Annotated in this window: 14 protein-coding genes; 6 read left to right on the forward strand and 8 right to left on the reverse strand. The window is 40.1% G+C overall.

Annotated features, from left to right (window positions below; genetic code table 11):
• Nucleotides 1–143: 143 nt before the first annotated feature.
• Nucleotides 144–530 (reverse strand): hypothetical protein, encoded by a 387-nt coding sequence (locus tag LPA49_RS02845; protein WP_051501730.1) that lies wholly within the window; start codon nt 528–530, stop codon nt 144–146.
• A gap of 380 nt (nt 531–910) precedes the next feature.
• Here LPA49_RS02845 and LPA49_RS02850 point away from each other — a divergent pair, with 380 nt between their 5' ends.
• Nucleotides 911–3,181, forward strand: a complete 2,271-nt coding sequence (locus tag LPA49_RS02850) for a TonB-dependent receptor (protein ID WP_230235439.1) — start codon at nt 911–913, stop codon at nt 3,179–3,181.
• Nucleotides 3,182–3,246: 65 nt separating this feature from the next.
• On the opposite strand, the gene LPA49_RS02855 is transcribed toward LPA49_RS02850, so the two are convergent.
• On the reverse strand, nt 3,247–3,477 hold the full coding sequence (locus LPA49_RS02855) for a hypothetical protein (protein ID WP_036966724.1): 231 nt from the start codon (nt 3,475–3,477) through the stop codon (nt 3,247–3,249).
• Nucleotides 3,478–3,573: 96 nt separating this feature from the next.
• Nucleotides 3,574–3,822 (reverse strand): hypothetical protein, encoded by a 249-nt coding sequence (locus LPA49_RS02860; protein WP_230235441.1) that lies wholly within the window; start codon nt 3,820–3,822, stop codon nt 3,574–3,576.
• Nucleotides 3,823–3,981: 159 nt separating this feature from the next.
• Between LPA49_RS02860 and LPA49_RS02865 the strand changes: the two genes are divergently transcribed.
• The 3 genes from LPA49_RS02865 to LPA49_RS02875 all read left to right on the forward strand — a co-directional run bounded on the left by LPA49_RS02865 (nt 3,982) and on the right by LPA49_RS02875 (nt 6,466).
• Complete coding sequence (locus tag LPA49_RS02865; protein ID WP_230235464.1) at nt 3,982–4,428, forward strand: carboxymuconolactone decarboxylase family protein; 447 nt, start codon at nt 3,982–3,984, stop codon at nt 4,426–4,428.
• Nucleotides 4,421–5,191 carry an AraC family transcriptional regulator gene (locus LPA49_RS02870; RefSeq protein ID WP_230235467.1) on the forward strand — a complete coding sequence of 257 codons (771 nt, stop codon included), beginning with the start codon at nt 4,421–4,423 and terminating at the stop codon, nt 5,189–5,191. Before LPA49_RS02865 ends, LPA49_RS02870 begins: the two co-directional genes overlap by 8 nt.
• Nucleotides 5,192–5,317: 126 nt before the next feature.
• Complete coding sequence (locus LPA49_RS02875; protein ID WP_230235471.1) at nt 5,318–6,466, forward strand: hypothetical protein; 1,149 nt, start codon at nt 5,318–5,320, stop codon at nt 6,464–6,466.
• A gap of 57 nt (nt 6,467–6,523) precedes the next feature.
• On the opposite strand, the gene LPA49_RS02880 is transcribed toward LPA49_RS02875, so the two are convergent.
• From LPA49_RS02880 to LPA49_RS02890, 3 genes are all read right to left on the reverse strand, one after another.
• Complete coding sequence (locus LPA49_RS02880; protein ID WP_230235474.1) at nt 6,524–8,137, reverse strand: RICIN domain-containing protein; 1,614 nt, start codon at nt 8,135–8,137, stop codon at nt 6,524–6,526.
• Nucleotides 8,138–8,320: 183 nt separating this feature from the next.
• Entirely contained in the window at nt 8,321–9,928 is a 1,608-nt protein-coding gene (locus LPA49_RS02885; protein WP_230235487.1) for a diguanylate cyclase, read from the reverse strand.
• 450 nt (nt 9,929–10,378) lie between these two features.
• Entirely contained in the window at nt 10,379–11,509 is a 1,131-nt protein-coding gene (locus tag LPA49_RS02890; protein ID WP_230235496.1) for an AraC family transcriptional regulator, read from the reverse strand.
• A 230-nt stretch (nt 11,510–11,739) separates the two neighbouring features.
• Between LPA49_RS02890 and LPA49_RS02895 the strand changes: the two genes are divergently transcribed.
• Nucleotides 11,740–12,552, forward strand: a complete 813-nt coding sequence (locus LPA49_RS02895; protein ID WP_230235498.1) for a DUF2306 domain-containing protein — start codon at nt 11,740–11,742, stop codon at nt 12,550–12,552.
• A gap of 55 nt (nt 12,553–12,607) precedes the next feature.
• On the opposite strand, the gene LPA49_RS02900 is transcribed toward LPA49_RS02895, so the two are convergent.
• Nucleotides 12,608–13,609, reverse strand: a complete 1,002-nt coding sequence (locus LPA49_RS02900; protein ID WP_036966707.1) for a family 43 glycosylhydrolase — start codon at nt 13,607–13,609, stop codon at nt 12,608–12,610.
• A gap of 313 nt (nt 13,610–13,922) precedes the next feature.
• Between LPA49_RS02900 and LPA49_RS02905 the strand changes: the two genes are divergently transcribed.
• On the forward strand, nt 13,923–14,231 hold the full coding sequence (locus LPA49_RS02905) for a hypothetical protein (RefSeq protein WP_036966705.1): 309 nt from the start codon (nt 13,923–13,925) through the stop codon (nt 14,229–14,231).
• Nucleotides 14,232–14,378: 147 nt separating this feature from the next.
• Here LPA49_RS02905 and LPA49_RS02910 read toward each other — a convergent pair whose 3' ends face one another.
• Entirely contained in the window at nt 14,379–16,487 is a 2,109-nt protein-coding gene (locus tag LPA49_RS02910; protein ID WP_230235512.1) for a TonB-dependent siderophore receptor, read from the reverse strand.
• Between the last annotated feature and the right edge of the window lie 49 nt (nt 16,488–16,536).

A 16,536-nucleotide genomic window follows, 5' to 3' on the forward strand; every position in this document is an offset into this window, starting at 1 on the left:
TGTTCTACTTCATTTTTATTTGCACTGACAAAGTCTTCAATATTATCGACGCCGTTCACTGTGTTATTTTATAAAAAGCGAATATCCTGATGGTATATTGAGCCAGTAAAAGCTGGCATTAACAAAACTTGTCAGTATAAAGCTTAATAGCTACTTGATTGCATCGCAGGAAGTAAAATAGCTGCCACGATACCCAGTATAAATAAGCCACCAACAATCAGTACACCCCAAAATGACCATTGTTTTTGCACTCGTTGAAAATGCTCAACACTGTCCCATCGTTTGTTTTGCCACGCCATCTCTCGGCCTTTAAAGCCCAAGTAAATAGACACAATAAAACCAATATAAGGAACTAAAGCTAATAGGCCTATCCACGTACTGTTGCCAATTGCCCAAATCCAGCTTAAAAAGAACGCTCCCCAACTAAACCCCTTTACGCCTTCTGGTAACTCGCCCACCTTACCTTGTCCTGAGTTATTCTCTGTGGGAATTTCAAGGCTTGCTTCAGGTGGTGTGTAATTATCTGTCATATGATTATCCTTATTTTAAGACAACTTATAGTAAAACTAATCGGCACTTTAATTTATAGTAATGACGATATTTTAAGCAAGCAAAAGTCGACTTAAATTAATAGCGACGTGGTGTGTTTTGTACCATTTATCTGATTCTCTGTGCTTTACTTAGAAGCATTGGCGAATCAATCGTGCCTTGAAAAAAGCTCGTAGAAAATATCCATCAACAGTTTCTTAGCAAGGTTTTTCAGCGTCGCAGTGCTCCCTAGTAAGTGGAGCACTCTAACCGCCCCTACTTAAGCCCACTTAAAAATTAAGTTAATAATGAACGTAATTGTTTGAACCGTATTTAGATACAGAATACAATTGTTATGATGTAACATAACAAAGAGAAAGTAATGAAATTTAAAATCTCCCTTTTATGCTTAGGTATCTCTTCATCTATGCACGCAAATGAAATCGAACACATAGAGATAAAAAGCGACATAAAAGACTATTCCCCCATAAACCAGGTTGCTGTAGGTAAGTCTGTATTGTCTGGTGATCTTTTAGAGCAACAAAAAGCAACAACATTGGGTGATACGCTTTCACAAATACCCAGTGTTAGTGCCAGTTTTTTCGGCTCTTCGGCAAGTCGGCCACAAATTCGTGGGCAAGGAGGCCAACGAGTACTGATCACCAGTAATGGCATGCCTATTCGTGATATGTCAGCGGTGAGCGACGATCAACTCATACCTATTGAGCCTTTTTTTGCAGAATCGATCACGGTACTTAAAGGCGCTCGTGCAACAATTCCTTTTGGTGGTGAAGCCATGGCAGGGATTGTTGATATAAATGATGGCCGTATTCCCTTACAACAAGGTATTGAAAAAGAAGACAAACTTGAAATTCAAACGGGCTACAATGCCCCGTCCTCTGTGCTTGGCACCGCAAGCGGTCAAGAACACGACTTTGCGTATAACGTTAACCTTCTTTATCGCGAGCAGAGTGATTATAAAGTTCCTCATACTAGCAAAGCAGCAGACTGCTCAAATTGGGACTCGTTGGTTTTAAATAGCCAACAGGTAAGCCAATGCCAAGTTTCTTTGGCAAGACCGACATGGGAGCATGATGGCACTCAGTTTGTTGATGTCACCCCTATTGAGCAGCAAATAATTACTCATCAACTCGCTAACTCTAAAAATAAAGTAGTCAATTCAAGTTATTACCAAACAAACTTAACTTTTGGTGGCAGTCAGCGATTTGACGATGAGCAGTTATTTGGCATGTCTGTGAATTACAACTCCGCAAATAGGGCAATACCGGGGTTTGTTCACATAGCCCGTCCAGCAGTGCATTCACACGATGCACAACAGACTGAACAGTCGGGAAATATTCGTATTTACTCATCTCAATATCGTATTGATGCACTTTACCAAAAACATTTTTCAGCTAATCCATACTTAAATGAGTTCAATATAAAAGCGGTGTACTCAAAACAGCTAGACGACGAAAATCTCGACGAGAGCAGCGTGAACACATTCGTTTTAAAAAACTGGCAACTTAGTCCAACGTTAAATTATCAATTTACAGAACAATTCGCTGGTGCATTCGGACTCGTTGTCGATAGGAGTGAAAAACAAGGCAGTGGCAAAAACAATTACCTACCCGACATTAACGCTAAACGCCAAGGTGCATACATACTGCAAGATGCAGCACTTGGGCCTGTTTCGTTGCAAATTGGAGCACGTTACGAAAAAGTCAATTACACGCCAACTATTAACGACCACTATCAGCCCGGACGAGGTCAAGGAGCAGCCATAAAAGATAATGAGTTTGAGCTGTTTAATCATTCATTGTCTGCAAATTGGGATATTTCTTCGTTTTGGTATGTCGATGCAAGTACGACCCATGCCGAGCGCGCCCCCGGTATCAATGAACTGTATGCAAGTAACCCACATTATGCACTGTTAATTGAAGAGCAAGGTAATTCAAGCCTCGAAAAAGAAGTGAATAAAGCGCACGAAATTGGCACAGGTTTTCACTTCGACAACCTAAGCCTGACTGCAAGTTGGTACAAAAATAACTACGATAATTATATTTACCTAGGCAGCACAGGAGTATACAGAGGAGGTGTGTATGTTAAAGAATGGCGTCAAGCAGATACCTTAAATAAAGGCTTCGAAGTTGAGCTCAACTATACACTCAACACGCAAAATTTAGGCGATTTCACCTTTACTGCGTATGCTGACGAAACAAAAAACACACCGGTATATCAATTTGACGGAAGCTATGACCCTTTTACACCAGAGGCTTTTTTTAACCCTGATGAAGCCCAAGAGGCAGAGTATTTTCGCCGTCGACTCGAAGGAGATAGCATTCCTCGCACGCCTGCCGACAGCTATGGCGCAGCAATTCATTGGCAATTTGAAAATATAAAAACCACGATTGATTACCAACACAGCAAAGCGCAAGAGCAGCTTGCAAAGTTTGAACACGCATCACCAAGCTACTACAGTATGGGCATGAACATTCGTTACGCAAATTCACTTTTGGGATTTGATAATGAGCTGTTTATAACTATAGACAACCTAACAAACCAAGAAATACGCCCACATCAAAGCTATTTACGATATTTAGCCCCGCAGCCAGGTCGCAGTATTGCCCTCGGTATACGCACCGCACTATAACAAAAATGGGCCACGTATTTACTCGTGGCCCTTATTAATTCGATTCAGAAAAATCTATTCAGCGATTATAGTCTCACTGTATTTGTGCTATTTCGTTGAATATCACGAATGCCATCTCGGCCTTCTTTTTCCATTGCTGCAATTTGTTCTGGAGTACGACAAACACGCTTAGGTATATTGCTACCCGTTGGCTTTTCCATTTTACAAATTAAACCATCATTACTTGCTTGTTCATCACTTGAACTCGCACAACCGGTCATTAACACGGCTAAAAGAGCAACACTTAAAAACTTCATATACTTCCCTTTTTTTAATTAATTTAGCGCTCGATAAGAACATATTATTATACTACAGGCATAAAATAACAACATTATAGGTACAAAACCCCGTTTTTAATGCGGTTTTTTCACGCCATATCGCACCATATCTTTACCATTCTCGTATACGTCATGACTAATATACCGACCCAGTAATAGTTGATGATTATCATCAAGAACAGCGACAAATGGGCGACCATCACTGTTATTTGTAGCCAAGGCGACCCCTGCTAAATTTTCAAGGCCTAAGCCACCATTTTCGACAAGACGTAAAAATGTCTCTAATTCATCTAATGTTTCGATTACATCATTATCATTAATCATCTTAAACACTCAGTGATTGCTAATAAAGCTAGCATAACAGGATTAAAAATCGGGTGCGAATGACTGTAGACAAATAACATTCAAACATGTCGTTTTTTTGCAATATTTAAATCTATGCGTTTTCTAAACTGGCCCTAAATTGTTATTTAAGGAACCGTTATGAAACGTGCTAATTATCTTTCTTCATGCCCCGTGCTTATAAAGCACCTTATTAACCAAGAATCATTAATTAAAAATGCTGCTGAAACGACTTTCGGCTTAACAATATGGGAGCTGATAAAACTGAGGGTATCGCAGCTTAATCAATGTGCTTTTTGTATTGCAATGCATACTAAACAAGCACGCGAGTATGGCGAATTACCTAATCGCATTATTGGTTTAAGTGCTTGGCAAGACATGCCGCTTTATACTGAGCATGAGCGCCTTGCGTTAAAACTGTGCGAAAAATTGACACAAGCGCAACCAATTGATGATACTTTCTATCAAACACTGACTGACGCATTTTCAGCGCAAGGGCTTGTTGCATTAACGGTTGCCATTAATGCAATTAATAGCTGGAATCGTATAGTGAAAACATTTAAACCTGATGTCGAGTTTAATGAATAATCATTTAACACTTGAGCTCATGACGCCACAAGGTGACATAGCCGAAATTATTCAAGCTATCTGGTGTGCTTCGGCGCATTCAGAGGGTGAACAATGGCTCGCGTGCGATGGGGCAACTGGGGTTATTTTTCCTGTGGCTGGTGAGCTTTTTCTTGATGATCAGCCAGTCGCCCCACCCTATGCTTTTCAGCAAACATCGACACATGCATCAAAATTGAGTTTTTCAAAAGAGGCACGATTTTGCGGCATACGTTTTAATCCCACAATACTGCCGCAGCTGCACGCCACAACACATTCTTTAGTTAACGTTGAGTCACTCAATACAATAGCAACAGGCCTTACAAAAGACGCAAGCCTTAGTGCTTTTGTGGCTCTTTTAAGCGAGTACTTAACCCTACCCAAAGTGATTAATCGCGGAACTGAGCACTCTAAGCACTTAATTCGTAACCTAATTAATTTAACCCCACTCGAAACCGCCTATCAGCGAGCACCACTCAGTCAAAGACAACTTGAACGACAAGTTAAAAACCAGTGCGGAGTAACACCTAAGTATTTTGAACGCATTTATCGCGTAAAAATGGCCAAACAAGCCATAAAAGATCACCCTTTTATGAGTTTTGCCGATATAGCGCAAGCGTGTGGCTTTACCGATCAGCCGCATTTTATTAAAGAGTTCAAAGCGATTATGCACATTACACCTGCCAAGTACCGAAAGCTGCTTTCAGACTCACAGAGTAAACAAACAAAACTGATCCTAAGATAGTTGCACGCACGCTTTTTTGTCTGAATGTAGGCAATAGCGGCACTGAACGATTTTATTTGCGCTGGGCTTTTATCCATAGGATAGTTAACTTAGTCTAAAAACTTGCTGTAACTTAACAGGATAACTATGAAAAACGTTTTACTTGCTACCAGCCTTATTGCCTCATCATTTACTGCGTTTGCAGCAGAGCTAACTGTTGAAGAGCTTCGTATCGAAAAAGCGACAAAAGCCATGCCAACAGTGTTAGCTGCTTTTTCGAAAGAGGTCGCGCAATTTGAAAAAGACTGGCAGGCGGTGTCGAGCTACCAGCAAGCAAGTGATCTTATCGATGATTATTCAAAACAACTTTGGCGCAATGCAAGAGCACGTATCAGCAAAACAAATAGCTTTGATGACCGCGAACTATATTGGGCACGCCTCCTTTCAAGCAAAGTGATGCGTACCAGCAAACCACAGTTTGCCATCACAGACAGCGAACAAACCGAATTATTAATCATGCTTGAAAATGGCAGCCGTGGTCGCACCGATCTTGATTACAGCAAAAAAACCGACAAAAAGATCTTAATTACCGGCTTTGATCCCTTTTTACTTGATAAAAACATTAACCAAAGTAACCCATCGGGTGTGGCAGCGCTTTTGTTAGATGGTCAAGTAATTAGCTATCAAGGTATTAGTGCCGAAATAAACACGGTCATGGTGCCGGTACGCTATGAAGACTTTGATCAAGGTATTATTGAATCATTACTTGCACCGTATTATGCGCTGAATAATGTTGATATGATTGCTACGATCAGCATGGGCAGTAAAGATTTTGATCTTGAACGCTTTCCGGGTAAACGCCGTAGCGTCACTGCGCCAGACAATGCGAATATAGTGTATGGCGGTACTGCAACTGCACCAAAAATATCACACCTTCACGACCGCCCATTGCCGGGTAATGAATTTGTGACTTTCAGCCTACCTGTAGAGCATATGCAAAAAGCGAAAGGCCCATTCACAATCAACGACAATCATAAAGTGGTCACTCTTGAAAAAGCATTTGAACCACAATCACTGAAAGAGCTTGAAGGTGCAATTGCGGTTAAAGGTGGCGGTGGTGGCTACCTATCAAACGAAATTTCGTACCGGAGTATTCGCCTACGCGATGAGCTTAATTCAGACATTCCAACGGGTCATATTCATACGCCACGTATCGCACAATTTGAGCCCGAAACAGAAGCCAAAATCGTTGCACAAATAAAAGCCATGCTTGAACAGAGCTTAGTCGCACTGTAATAAACTTGCTCAGCGCCTGTGAAAAACATTCGCTGAGCAATAAAACGGGCTCTTAATCTATTGAGGGCCCGTTCCTCCATCTACTTGGCTACCCAAAGTATTTGCACTGTCTAATCGATATGGGTAAAGCTGCACATCACTAAAGACCGTTGCACCACTATCACGATATTGATCTGTTGCTGAACGTCCTGTGTAAATGTTTCCTGAGGCACTAAAATATCCAGAGCCTTGATTCCAATGAGGCTTTGCTGAGTTTTCAAAATAATTGTTCTCAACAAGTACTTCAGCACCATCACTCGCACTAATTGCAAAATAAGTAATGTTTTTCCAGTAATTATTAAACATATGAACGCGTGAATTATAGCCATCTATTTTAGGGTTTCGCCCTGCTGCTGTATCCCAAAAATTGTGATGAGCAGTCACCTGAGAGTTTCTGAATAAATGAGTGTACCAATGCTGATTAGCGCAAACTTGGGTGTTATAACCATAGAAGCGATTCCAACTCAGGGTAATATTCTGACTATTATCAATATCGATATAGCCATCACTTATTTTGTTAAAGGCCATATGATCAATCCAAACATGGCTACTATCATCAATTGAAATACCATCGCCCGCTTCTACAAGTGCAGGATTAATGTTTTCGAGCATGACGTTTTTAATAATAATATTTCGTTGCTTGCTTATAACGAGGCTGGCACCCACTATTTTTGAGTTTTTACCTAAACCTTGTAACGTTTTATTAGACTGAACAATAATACGGCGTTCATTACGCGTCACATTAACCGGTAAATTTGAAGAGCTGCCCAATTCACTACAGCTTTGATTCCCAACAGGCACTCGGTACCATGTTTTACCGTAATCGTTCCATTGACCACAGTCTAAGGGACATGCCTGCACAGTTCTGTTGCTGGTCTGGCAGTTAATCGTCGTGTTATCAGGTATGTGGATCACCGCAGGAGATGTCGAGCTTAACGCCGTATTTAACGCGTTACAGCTTGTTACCGTAATAGGTGTTGCATTACCGCCACCCGTCGTTGTTGATAAGCCATCTTGGCCTGGTTGTGCAGCAAATCCCACTAAATTACTTGGCGTTGGTTGGCTGCCGCCGCCACTGCTGCTGCCACATGTCGCATCAACAGGGTTTATGAACCATCTTTGAGAACTCATACCTGCGTCATCATTTTGATAAACATTAGCCGCATTGTTTGACCCTGCCACAGTCAATGACTTATTAGTTAGCTTATTCGTAATATTAAATCCGCCTGATGACGATGCTTTAAGTTGCCAGCGTTGATTTGCGCCCTGCCAATCATCATAAACAATAACGTTTGCTCCATTAGACTGAGACGAATCAAGCACATCTAACACTTTATTGTTGTACTTAGAGCGGATAATCCAATAGCCATCACTCTCTTTAATAAATTGAAACTTTTGATTATTGCCCCCCCAATAGTCATACGTTATGACATTAGGTGCAGCTCCCGAATCAGTCGTATTAATATCTAACGCTAAGCCAGAGCCTCGGTTAATAACAGAATACAATTGACCCGATTCAGGCATAGCATTGCAATCTTCAGCCTGCACTGAATAACAGGATAGCGATCCTAACAAAGCAAACCCCCACTGCAGTAGTGAAGTTTTTTTAGATTTTTGTGTCACTTTATACATAAAACAAATCCCTTCTCTAATAGTATTATTAAATTACATATTGGAGCATTAAGATTAATTCACATGTAAAAAATTAAAAACTAAAATGTATAAGTTTTGTAAACAGATGTATAAATAGGGAGAGCCTACCGCTACAAAAAGGCGTGTTTTTATAATCATATTACAGCAATAAATATTATAAAATTAGCGACTTAACACACAACAATTTCGGCCTTGGGCTTTTGCCTGGTATAGCGCTTCATCAGCCTGCTTAAACAGTGTATTTGAGTCAAACGGCTGTGATACAGCTTTACTGGCAATGCCAATCGATAATGTTACACATTTAACGTCCTTTCGCCCCTCATGCACAATGGCAGCAGACTCTATTGCTTTACGAAGTGTTTCAGCGACAGCGAGTGCTGCTTGCGCATCAGTGTTACTAAGCACAATAACAAACTCTTCGCCGCCATAACGTGCAACAAAGTCAGTTCCTCGTTTTGTAAATGCTTTTAGAACTTGAGCCACTTTACAAAGCGCTTTATCACCTTGGTCATGGCCGTAATAATCATTATAAAGTTTAAAGTGATCGATATCAGCAACGATCAACGACACGTTTTCGTTTATATTCTCAGGGTCATTCGCAAGCGTTTCTAAGTGAGTATCCAGCGCACGACGATTTGCCAAGCTTGTCATCGCATCGGTGTTGCTTATATGCCTTAACTTTTCGTGTCGCTCTATAATTTCTGCTCGCTGAGTTTCAATTAGCATAAATAGCTCATTCATCCCCCGACCTAACTGATGAAGCTCATTGTCGCCTTTATATTCTGCGCGCACAGTGAAATCTTTATGATTAAGCGCACTGCTCACCGACACAAACATTTCTGACAATGGCCGCAGTAACTGCTGATTAATATATAAATAAAACAACATAAATACCGAGCCCGATATAAGCAGCCCCGTGATCAAAGAACTGTCAAATAAACTTCTATCATAGGTGCGTTCACGCATTGGAATAGACAAAACAAATAGCAAGTTAGCGTGTTTATCTTGCACTCCTATATAGAGCTTTTTGTCATGCTCTATCGGCGTATTAACGGTATTTTCATGGCCAAAAAACGACGTGATGTACGCATTTAAAGCCTGTGCTTTTTCACCTTGGTAATACGTAATATCGTCAGCTAAGCCAGGGGTGAGGTTTTCAATAAATTCTTTATCAATAAAGCTCCACAATAATAGCGTACCAACAGGAGAACCTGTTCCGTCTGATTTAGTCACGTTATAAGCAACCGTCACCGCAGGTAACTCATTAATTTTTAAAAAGTGAATTTTAGAGGTCATGGCTTTTGAATCTGCGATGATCTCTTCAGGTAAAATAATTAAATCATTGTCTAAAAGGTGTTGGGGTACTTCGAGTATGTCTGGTGAGTAAGGTTGATAATTATTATCAAAGCTTCCTCCGCCAATGATCGTCGCGTTGGTGTCGTAAAGATACCAGCCATTAACGTCTAAACGCTCAAGTGCATCCGCTATTACATAATCATTGTTGAACCACGCTGTACGGCGGTTTTTGGCTGCATCGTACATGCTATCCCATGCCGCACTATCGAATACCATTTTCGATAACGCATCTATTTGCTGTTGAAGCTGAGATTCAACTCGCTGAATGTCTATCCGATCATTTTGTTTAGCCATCGTTTCAAAGGTAGGCAATATCCAAAAATGCCGAATAATCGTTTGCGCACTAAGAATAGCGATGCAGGCTGCTGTAAAAGCCAGTAATAATTGCTTTCTGAGTTTTGTGCCTATCACCATAAAATAGTATGCCAAATTGTAAAAAACGAAATTAGTATTAAAAAGTATAACGCTGTTTCGTGTGTTTGCTTATCAAGTTGCAATAAATCAGTAAATTAAACGCGTTCAAACCATCAAGGTTTGACCTTGAAAAAGGGAACGTAACAATTGAAATTAGGTAATCAATCGTGGAGTTTTTTGGCCTTAAACATACAAAAAACAATCGTCGAAAAGCTGTTAATACACTGCAATAGACGTAGTTAAATACACTGCAAAAGGCGTCGTTAGATACACTAAAAAGCCCTGTATGAGTACCTTGTATGAGTGCCTTGTATGAGTGCCTTGTATGAGTGCCTTGTATGAGTGCCCTTTGGGTGAACACTCGGGGGTATTTTTTAAATGGATACACACGTTTGCATTAAATAATTGCAAAAAAAATCAACAAAAATAAGGAGTGAAAAACTCACTCATCTACTCAGCAAGCTCAGGTAAACTTGAATTTTGCACCTTATCATTTTGTTTTCTAAACTCGTTTGGGATCACGCCCACGATGCTTTTGAACACACGATTAAACGTAGCCAAAGAAGCAAAACCACTTTCCAATGCAATACTCAAAATGCTCCAGTGCCGTGCTTCATCTTTTAGTAATAAGGCCTGAGCATGCTTAACCCGATACTGATTAATAAATAAATTAAAGTTAGCTACTTTGTAATAATGTCGAATTGCGCGACTTATTTTGTACTCTGGCACTGAAAGGGCTTGCGCAAGATCTGAAATTTTTAAGTTACTTTGTAGGTATAATTGCTGCTCATTAATCAATTGGTTTATCCCTTTAATGAGCTTTGGTGATATATCCATTTGCTCAAATGGCTCATCAACTTTAACACGATTCACTTCATCGCTTGTTTCGCTTTCAGTTTGATTACAGCAATGCGTTTTATCTCTACTTTGTAAAACCATGACAACCTGCATTGCTAACACAATTAATAAGGCAGAAGAAGTAATGATAAACGGCTCGTATGCTTTGATATCGGCTTCACTAAACAGGAATTTAGGCAGAATGCTGGCATTAAAAACCGCAAAAGCGTAACTACTAGCAAAAATAATTGCCTGTAATTTTTGGCTTTCATTTTTTTGTTTATAGCCCCTCAATGCTTCCCAAAATGACAGCACAAGAATACTGGATGACAGTAAAACTGTTATTTCATTCATGCCTTGCTTTAAACGCCACATTTGCTGGCTATCGGGGAAAGGTAAAGCGTCGATACTGACTAAGTAATGCCACGTTTGGTTGAACATAATCAGCCCTGCAATAGACACTGCAACTGCAATATGAACACCTGATATAGGCTTACTTTTACGAAATAATGTTCGTGATACTAGCCAAGAAACATTACACGTTGCACACGTAAATAACCCAATTAAATAGTGATAGACGCCAATCGTAGGAGCACTGAGCTTTTGTACCCCCACCATACACAGCGAGCCGCAAAATATCGCAAATAAATAATGAATAAGCTGCTTATCGCTTTTTAATGCATTAACCAGCATGAGCACCATACAAACAATCACAAGGAAGTAATAGGAGGAATTATTTTGCATAGCCGTTTATGCCTTTATAAAGAGTGTGCTTATTCAATTATCGAGCGTTACACGTATCTTACAAACTAACTTTCATCTTAGCAAAAAGACTTTGTTAGTGAATGTGTCTAATTAATTCAACACACAGGCAAAAATTAACACGATTTCATTGCTCAAATTTCGAATTTGAGAAGAAATTAAGCTGCAGCCCTTTATATTTGAGGCATTATAAAAGTGAAATGGAAAGAGACATGGCTCCCCATACAACAACACACACCCCTATTAACCTACTCGAAACAAGTAAAAAACTCTGGTTTATTTGCTTACTCCTTGCACAAGTCTGCTTTGTGACTTACCTGATCCTCGGTTATGCAGTAACAGGTATTACTCATGGTTTATCACAGTGGACTCGCCTGAATAATACAGCGTACATAGCAAATGATATGACCGGTAACGTCATGTACGCTGCTCATGTTTTACTGGCTGTTATTATGATCATCGGCGGGAGTTTGCAATTAATCCCCACATTAAGAGCAAAATATAAAACATTTCACCGCTATAATGGCTATGTGTTTGTTATATTGGCGTGTTGTATTTCACTCGCAGGATTGTACTTAATTATAGTAAGGGGAACTGTTGGTAATACACTGATGCATGCGCTCACCATGTTTGGAGGCTTATTGGTCATTGTATCGAGCATATTTGCAGTAAAAACGGCTAGAGCGTGTAATATCCATGCTCATCAAATATGGGCTATTCGTTTATACCTTGCTGCTAACGGCGTGTTATTTTTTAGGCTGATGATTTTTGCATGGTTTATCGTATTTGGTTCACTGGGAATAGATACCGCCACTTTCACCGGACCGACGGTCATCTTTATTAGTTTATGCTCCTACGTGTTCCCTATTTTAATTGCCGAGTTAGTGAGATATGCAGCTAAAAAAACCTCACATAGATTAATAACACTCACTTGTGCCTGCTTAATGTTACTGATATCTGCGATATTTTTGACCGGTTTATTCGGCGTAGTCCTCGCAAGCTGGTATCCCGCTATCGTTGCTTAATATAAATACAACAGAGCCACCTAATTAGGTGGCTTTGAATTTAGCGTAATGCTCATTAATACAACGCAAATAACGGTCTGCCATTTTCGTCATAGTTAACTTCCATAACACGCGCATGTCGATTTGGATCATAGAGTGGATCTTTAACAATCTCTTCAAGCGGACGCGTGTCGGTTTTTGGCACAACACTTGGTTCACCCACTGCGTGTTCGTAATCACGAGCATGGTAAATACACAGAGGTGTTTTATCGTCTTCGGCCACCGTAAAACAGTTATGACCCGGACCAAATATTCTCTTTTCAACACTTGTCTCAAGCACCGGCATACGCGTTTTTGTCCATGAATTGCGGTCTAACAGATCGCTGTTTTCATCGGCTTCCATGTAACCCATGCAATAGCATGCACCTGTTGCACTTGCAGAAAAAGCAATGAAGATTTTACCGTTATTTTTAAGTACGGCAGGACCTTCGTTAACCCAAAAATCAACACGCTCCCAATCATAGTCAGGCGTGGTCAGCATAAACTGTGTTGTTTTTAGTTTTATTGGCGATTCCATTTCCGCTAAATACAAGTTTGATGCAGCAAATTGACCACCCGTTTTTTCTGCCCAACAAAAATAACGCTTGCCGTTGTTTTCAAAAATTGTGGCATCTAATGAAAAATCGGTAAATGACTTATCGTCGCCATCGGCTGCTTGCATCATACCCAGCTCAACCCATTCATCATTTAATGGATCTTGGCCTTTACACTCAAGAACATAAGGACGTAATGCCCAAATATCGTCTTCTTGGCTGGCTGCAAAATAGATATACCATTTACCATCAAGATAATGGATTTCAGGTGCCCAAATATGACGGCTCATAGGGCCGCTGTCGTGCTTGAACCAAATATCAAACGTTTCTGCGTCTTTTAACCCTTCGAGAGTCTGTGATTTTCTAAGTTCAATACGGTCGTAGGTTGGTACAGAGCCAGTAAAATAATAAAAACCATCATTGTGCTTATGTACAAACGGGTCGGCACGCTGCTCGACTAACGGGCTATTTGTTTTTAATGTCATCTTGAAACCTGATCGTTAAATTTAATTTGTATTATTTTATTACTTTTAAGTAAGAAAACAAATATAACATCATTTTTAACAAACAGTGAAAAGAATTGTCGATAAGCGACCGACCTCATAAATGATACAAGCATGACCGACTCTCGACTCTGCGCACACCTTAAACTACATAAATAGCATAGTAACTTCTTTGCTGAATAAGCAACAAACCATTAGTCGCACTTATTCTGAAAACGAATTAATCCTGCAAAATATTGTTGGCCTCGTTAAAGCTTAGGTATAATCTCTTTTTCGACTGAATTTTGGTTTTTAAATGAAAAAGCTTTCTAAAGTACAACAAAAACAACAAGCGCTTGTATTAAACGTTGCCGATGCCCTTGAAATTCAAGGCCGCGCAGAGCTTGAAGGTATGGTGCAATGCTGGTTTGATGTTGAATATCACTTATTTCCTGGCTCATTATTGCTTTGTTTTCAGTTCGAAAACCAACAAACACTCGATGCTGCAACCCCAGAATTATTAACGTGGCAAAAGCGCCTAAGTGGCGCAATGCTAAAAAAAGGCGTGATTTTAAAAGACATGCGCAGGCACTTAGTATTTACCCTAAAAGGGCCTGATGATTAATCGTTAAAATATAATACCGGTTACAAGGGGCAAGCCTAATAGTCCTTGTAAGCAGAGTAAATTCACGCCTACGATTAAATAGCAACGTGTTGCAATAATCGTAGGCGTAACTTTAGCCGTAAAGGGCTTAGCTTAGCGCCAACCTCGTTAAAAGGTATATTTTAAGCTTAATTTATAATTTATTGGCTCGCCTGGCTGAGTCCAAATAGCAGAATAAGAGTTGGCGTAATATTTTTTATCCAATAAGTTATTTACATTAAATTGTATGCTTACATCATTGTTCACATGATATTTTGCAAACATATTTACTAAAGTGTAAGAAGGTAAATAATAAGTAGGATCAATAGTTTCACCTAGCCTTTCACCAACATATTGTACAGCGAGTCCAACCGTTGCATTTAAATCGACTAAGTCGTTTAAATCTCTTTTTATTTGAGCATTAGCGCTGTGTTTAGGAATATTAAGTAACGGACTCCCCTTTGGCAGTTTTACCCACCAGTCAGGGTTAACAGTGTCGTTTGCTGTTTTGGCATCTGTGTAGGTATAGGCAAAATCGAATGACATACTGTCTGTCATGTCACCATGTAAATCAAGCTCAACGCCATCACTTGTCACTTCACCTAACGCCGTTGATACACCTGCTTGCAAGTCTGTTGTTAACATATTGCTTTTTTCAGCACTAAATACTGTAAAACTACCACTGACACTATCGGTATTAAACTTGATACCGGCCTCGAAAGAAGCGGTTTCTTCAGGCTCAAATGCATCGCCGTTACTGTCGTAACCACTGTTGGGTCTGAAGCCTTCAGAATAACTCGTGTAGTACTGCAGGTTGTCTGAGTGGGCATACACTAAACCTACACGCGGGCTAAATGTACTTTGATCACTTTTAGACTGCTTTAGATTAATATGATTATCTATTTGCTGATCAAACCAATCAAAACGACCACCTACTTGTACTTTCCATTGCTCACTGACATCTATTTGATCTTGAATATAAACCCCATAGCTATGCTGTACTTCAGTGCTGTTATATAAAAGTGACCCTTCTGGCGCTGTTTTTCCATACACAGGGTTGTACATGTTAATGGCATAACGGGTATCTTCCAGTGTAGGACGGTATCGATACCACAGTTTATCAAAGTCGAACTTGCTGGCATCTGCGCCAATTAATAAATGGTGTGTAAAACCAGCGAGCTCAACACTCCCGCTAAGCTCTGTTCGCGCAGAAAGATACGCTGTTTGAAAGTCGCGTTGATTATGTTGCCGACTTAATGTTTCGCCATCTTTAAAATAAACTTGTCTACTGGGTGCCAGTTCGGCATCACTTGATTCACTTAAAAATTTTGAATCACTGTAACTAAAGCCATTCAAAAGAGACCATTGTCCAATTTGGTGTTCAAAAGTAAGTTGATGAGAAATAGCATCGACCTCTGTTGGCTTGTCACTGGGTTCACCTAAAAAAGTCTCAATGGGTAATGAATCAATTTTTCCATCAATGGCAACAATACCGCGGTCAAAGGTTGTGCTTTGATCGACATACTCAAGTTCATAATTTAACTTTGATGTGTCTGAAATTAACCATAATATTGAAGGAGTAACCACCCTTTTACTTGACTCATGGTAGTCTCGGAAACTTTCACCATCTTCGACAGCCCCGTTTATTCTAAAAGCAACGTGCTCTGAAATCGCGTTAGTATAGTCGGCTTCTGCACGGTAATTTTGCCAGCTTCCCCCCGTTACTTTTACATAACCCTGCTGTGCAAACTGTGGCTTTTTAGTAATAATATTAATTGTACCGCCAGGCTCAGAACGACCATAAAGCGCAGAACCCGGTCCTTTCATTACTTCTACGTAATCAATATTGCTCGTATCACGCGTACCGCTGAAGCTTCTCCCAGATGAGTAACCATTAATTAAAAAGCCTGACGGAATACTCTCATCACCGACTAATCCACGAATAGCAAAGCTTTCCCATAAACCGCCAAAATCATTTTGCTCAGCAATACTTGGGGTTAAATCAAAGATATCGGTGAGCGTGTTCACACCCGCATCATCAAGACTTTCAGTAGAAATAAATTCAACACTTTGCGGTTGCTCGTTCAGAGGAATATCCCCACGGAACGCTTGCCTAACACCCGATACAGATATTTTCTCTATATTCGGTGACGCTGTTGTTGCATTAACAGCAGGAGTTAAAAGCGTGCTAATAGCAATTGAAAGGGCTGACAAGTGGTATCGGTTAATTATAGTCATTCTATCTCTTGAGTATAAATACAGCTTAATCGGTTAAGTTCTCACTCAA

The organism is Pseudoalteromonas sp. MB41 (assembly GCF_020966275.1).
GTDB lineage: Bacteria > Pseudomonadota > Gammaproteobacteria > Enterobacterales > Alteromonadaceae > Pseudoalteromonas > Pseudoalteromonas lipolytica.

Excerpts from the sequence above, each read along its gene's own strand:
- LPA49_RS02850 (WP_230235439.1), top strand. The coding sequence starts at position 911 with ATGAAATTTAAAATCTCCCTTTTATGCTTAGGTATCTCTTCATCTATG.
- LPA49_RS02880 (WP_230235474.1), bottom strand. The coding sequence starts at position 8,137 with ATGTATAAAGTGACACAAAAATCTAAAAAAACTTCACTACTGCAGTGG.
- LPA49_RS02865 (WP_230235464.1), top strand. The coding sequence starts at position 3,982 with ATGAAACGTGCTAATTATCTTTCTTCATGCCCCGTGCTTATAAAGCAC.
- LPA49_RS02900 (WP_036966707.1), bottom strand. The coding sequence starts at position 13,609 with ATGACATTAAAAACAAATAGCCCGTTAGTCGAGCAGCGTGCCGACCCG.
- LPA49_RS02860 (WP_230235441.1), bottom strand. The coding sequence starts at position 3,822 with ATGATTAATGATAATGATGTAATCGAAACATTAGATGAATTAGAGACA.
- LPA49_RS02905 (WP_036966705.1), top strand. The coding sequence starts at position 13,923 with ATGAAAAAGCTTTCTAAAGTACAACAAAAACAACAAGCGCTTGTATTA.
- LPA49_RS02845 (WP_051501730.1), bottom strand. The coding sequence starts at position 530 with ATGACAGATAATTACACACCACCTGAAGCAAGCCTTGAAATTCCCACA.
- LPA49_RS02870 (WP_230235467.1), top strand. The coding sequence starts at position 4,421 with ATGAATAATCATTTAACACTTGAGCTCATGACGCCACAAGGTGACATA.
- LPA49_RS02910 (WP_230235512.1), bottom strand. The coding sequence starts at position 16,487 with ATGACTATAATTAACCGATACCACTTGTCAGCCCTTTCAATTGCTATT.
- LPA49_RS02895 (WP_230235498.1), top strand. The coding sequence starts at position 11,740 with ATGGCTCCCCATACAACAACACACACCCCTATTAACCTACTCGAAACA.
- LPA49_RS02855 (WP_036966724.1), bottom strand. The coding sequence starts at position 3,477 with ATGAAGTTTTTAAGTGTTGCTCTTTTAGCCGTGTTAATGACCGGTTGT.
- LPA49_RS02875 (WP_230235471.1), top strand. The coding sequence starts at position 5,318 with ATGAAAAACGTTTTACTTGCTACCAGCCTTATTGCCTCATCATTTACT.
- LPA49_RS02885 (WP_230235487.1), bottom strand. The coding sequence starts at position 9,928 with ATGGTGATAGGCACAAAACTCAGAAAGCAATTATTACTGGCTTTTACA.
- LPA49_RS02890 (WP_230235496.1), bottom strand. The coding sequence starts at position 11,509 with ATGCAAAATAATTCCTCCTATTACTTCCTTGTGATTGTTTGTATGGTG.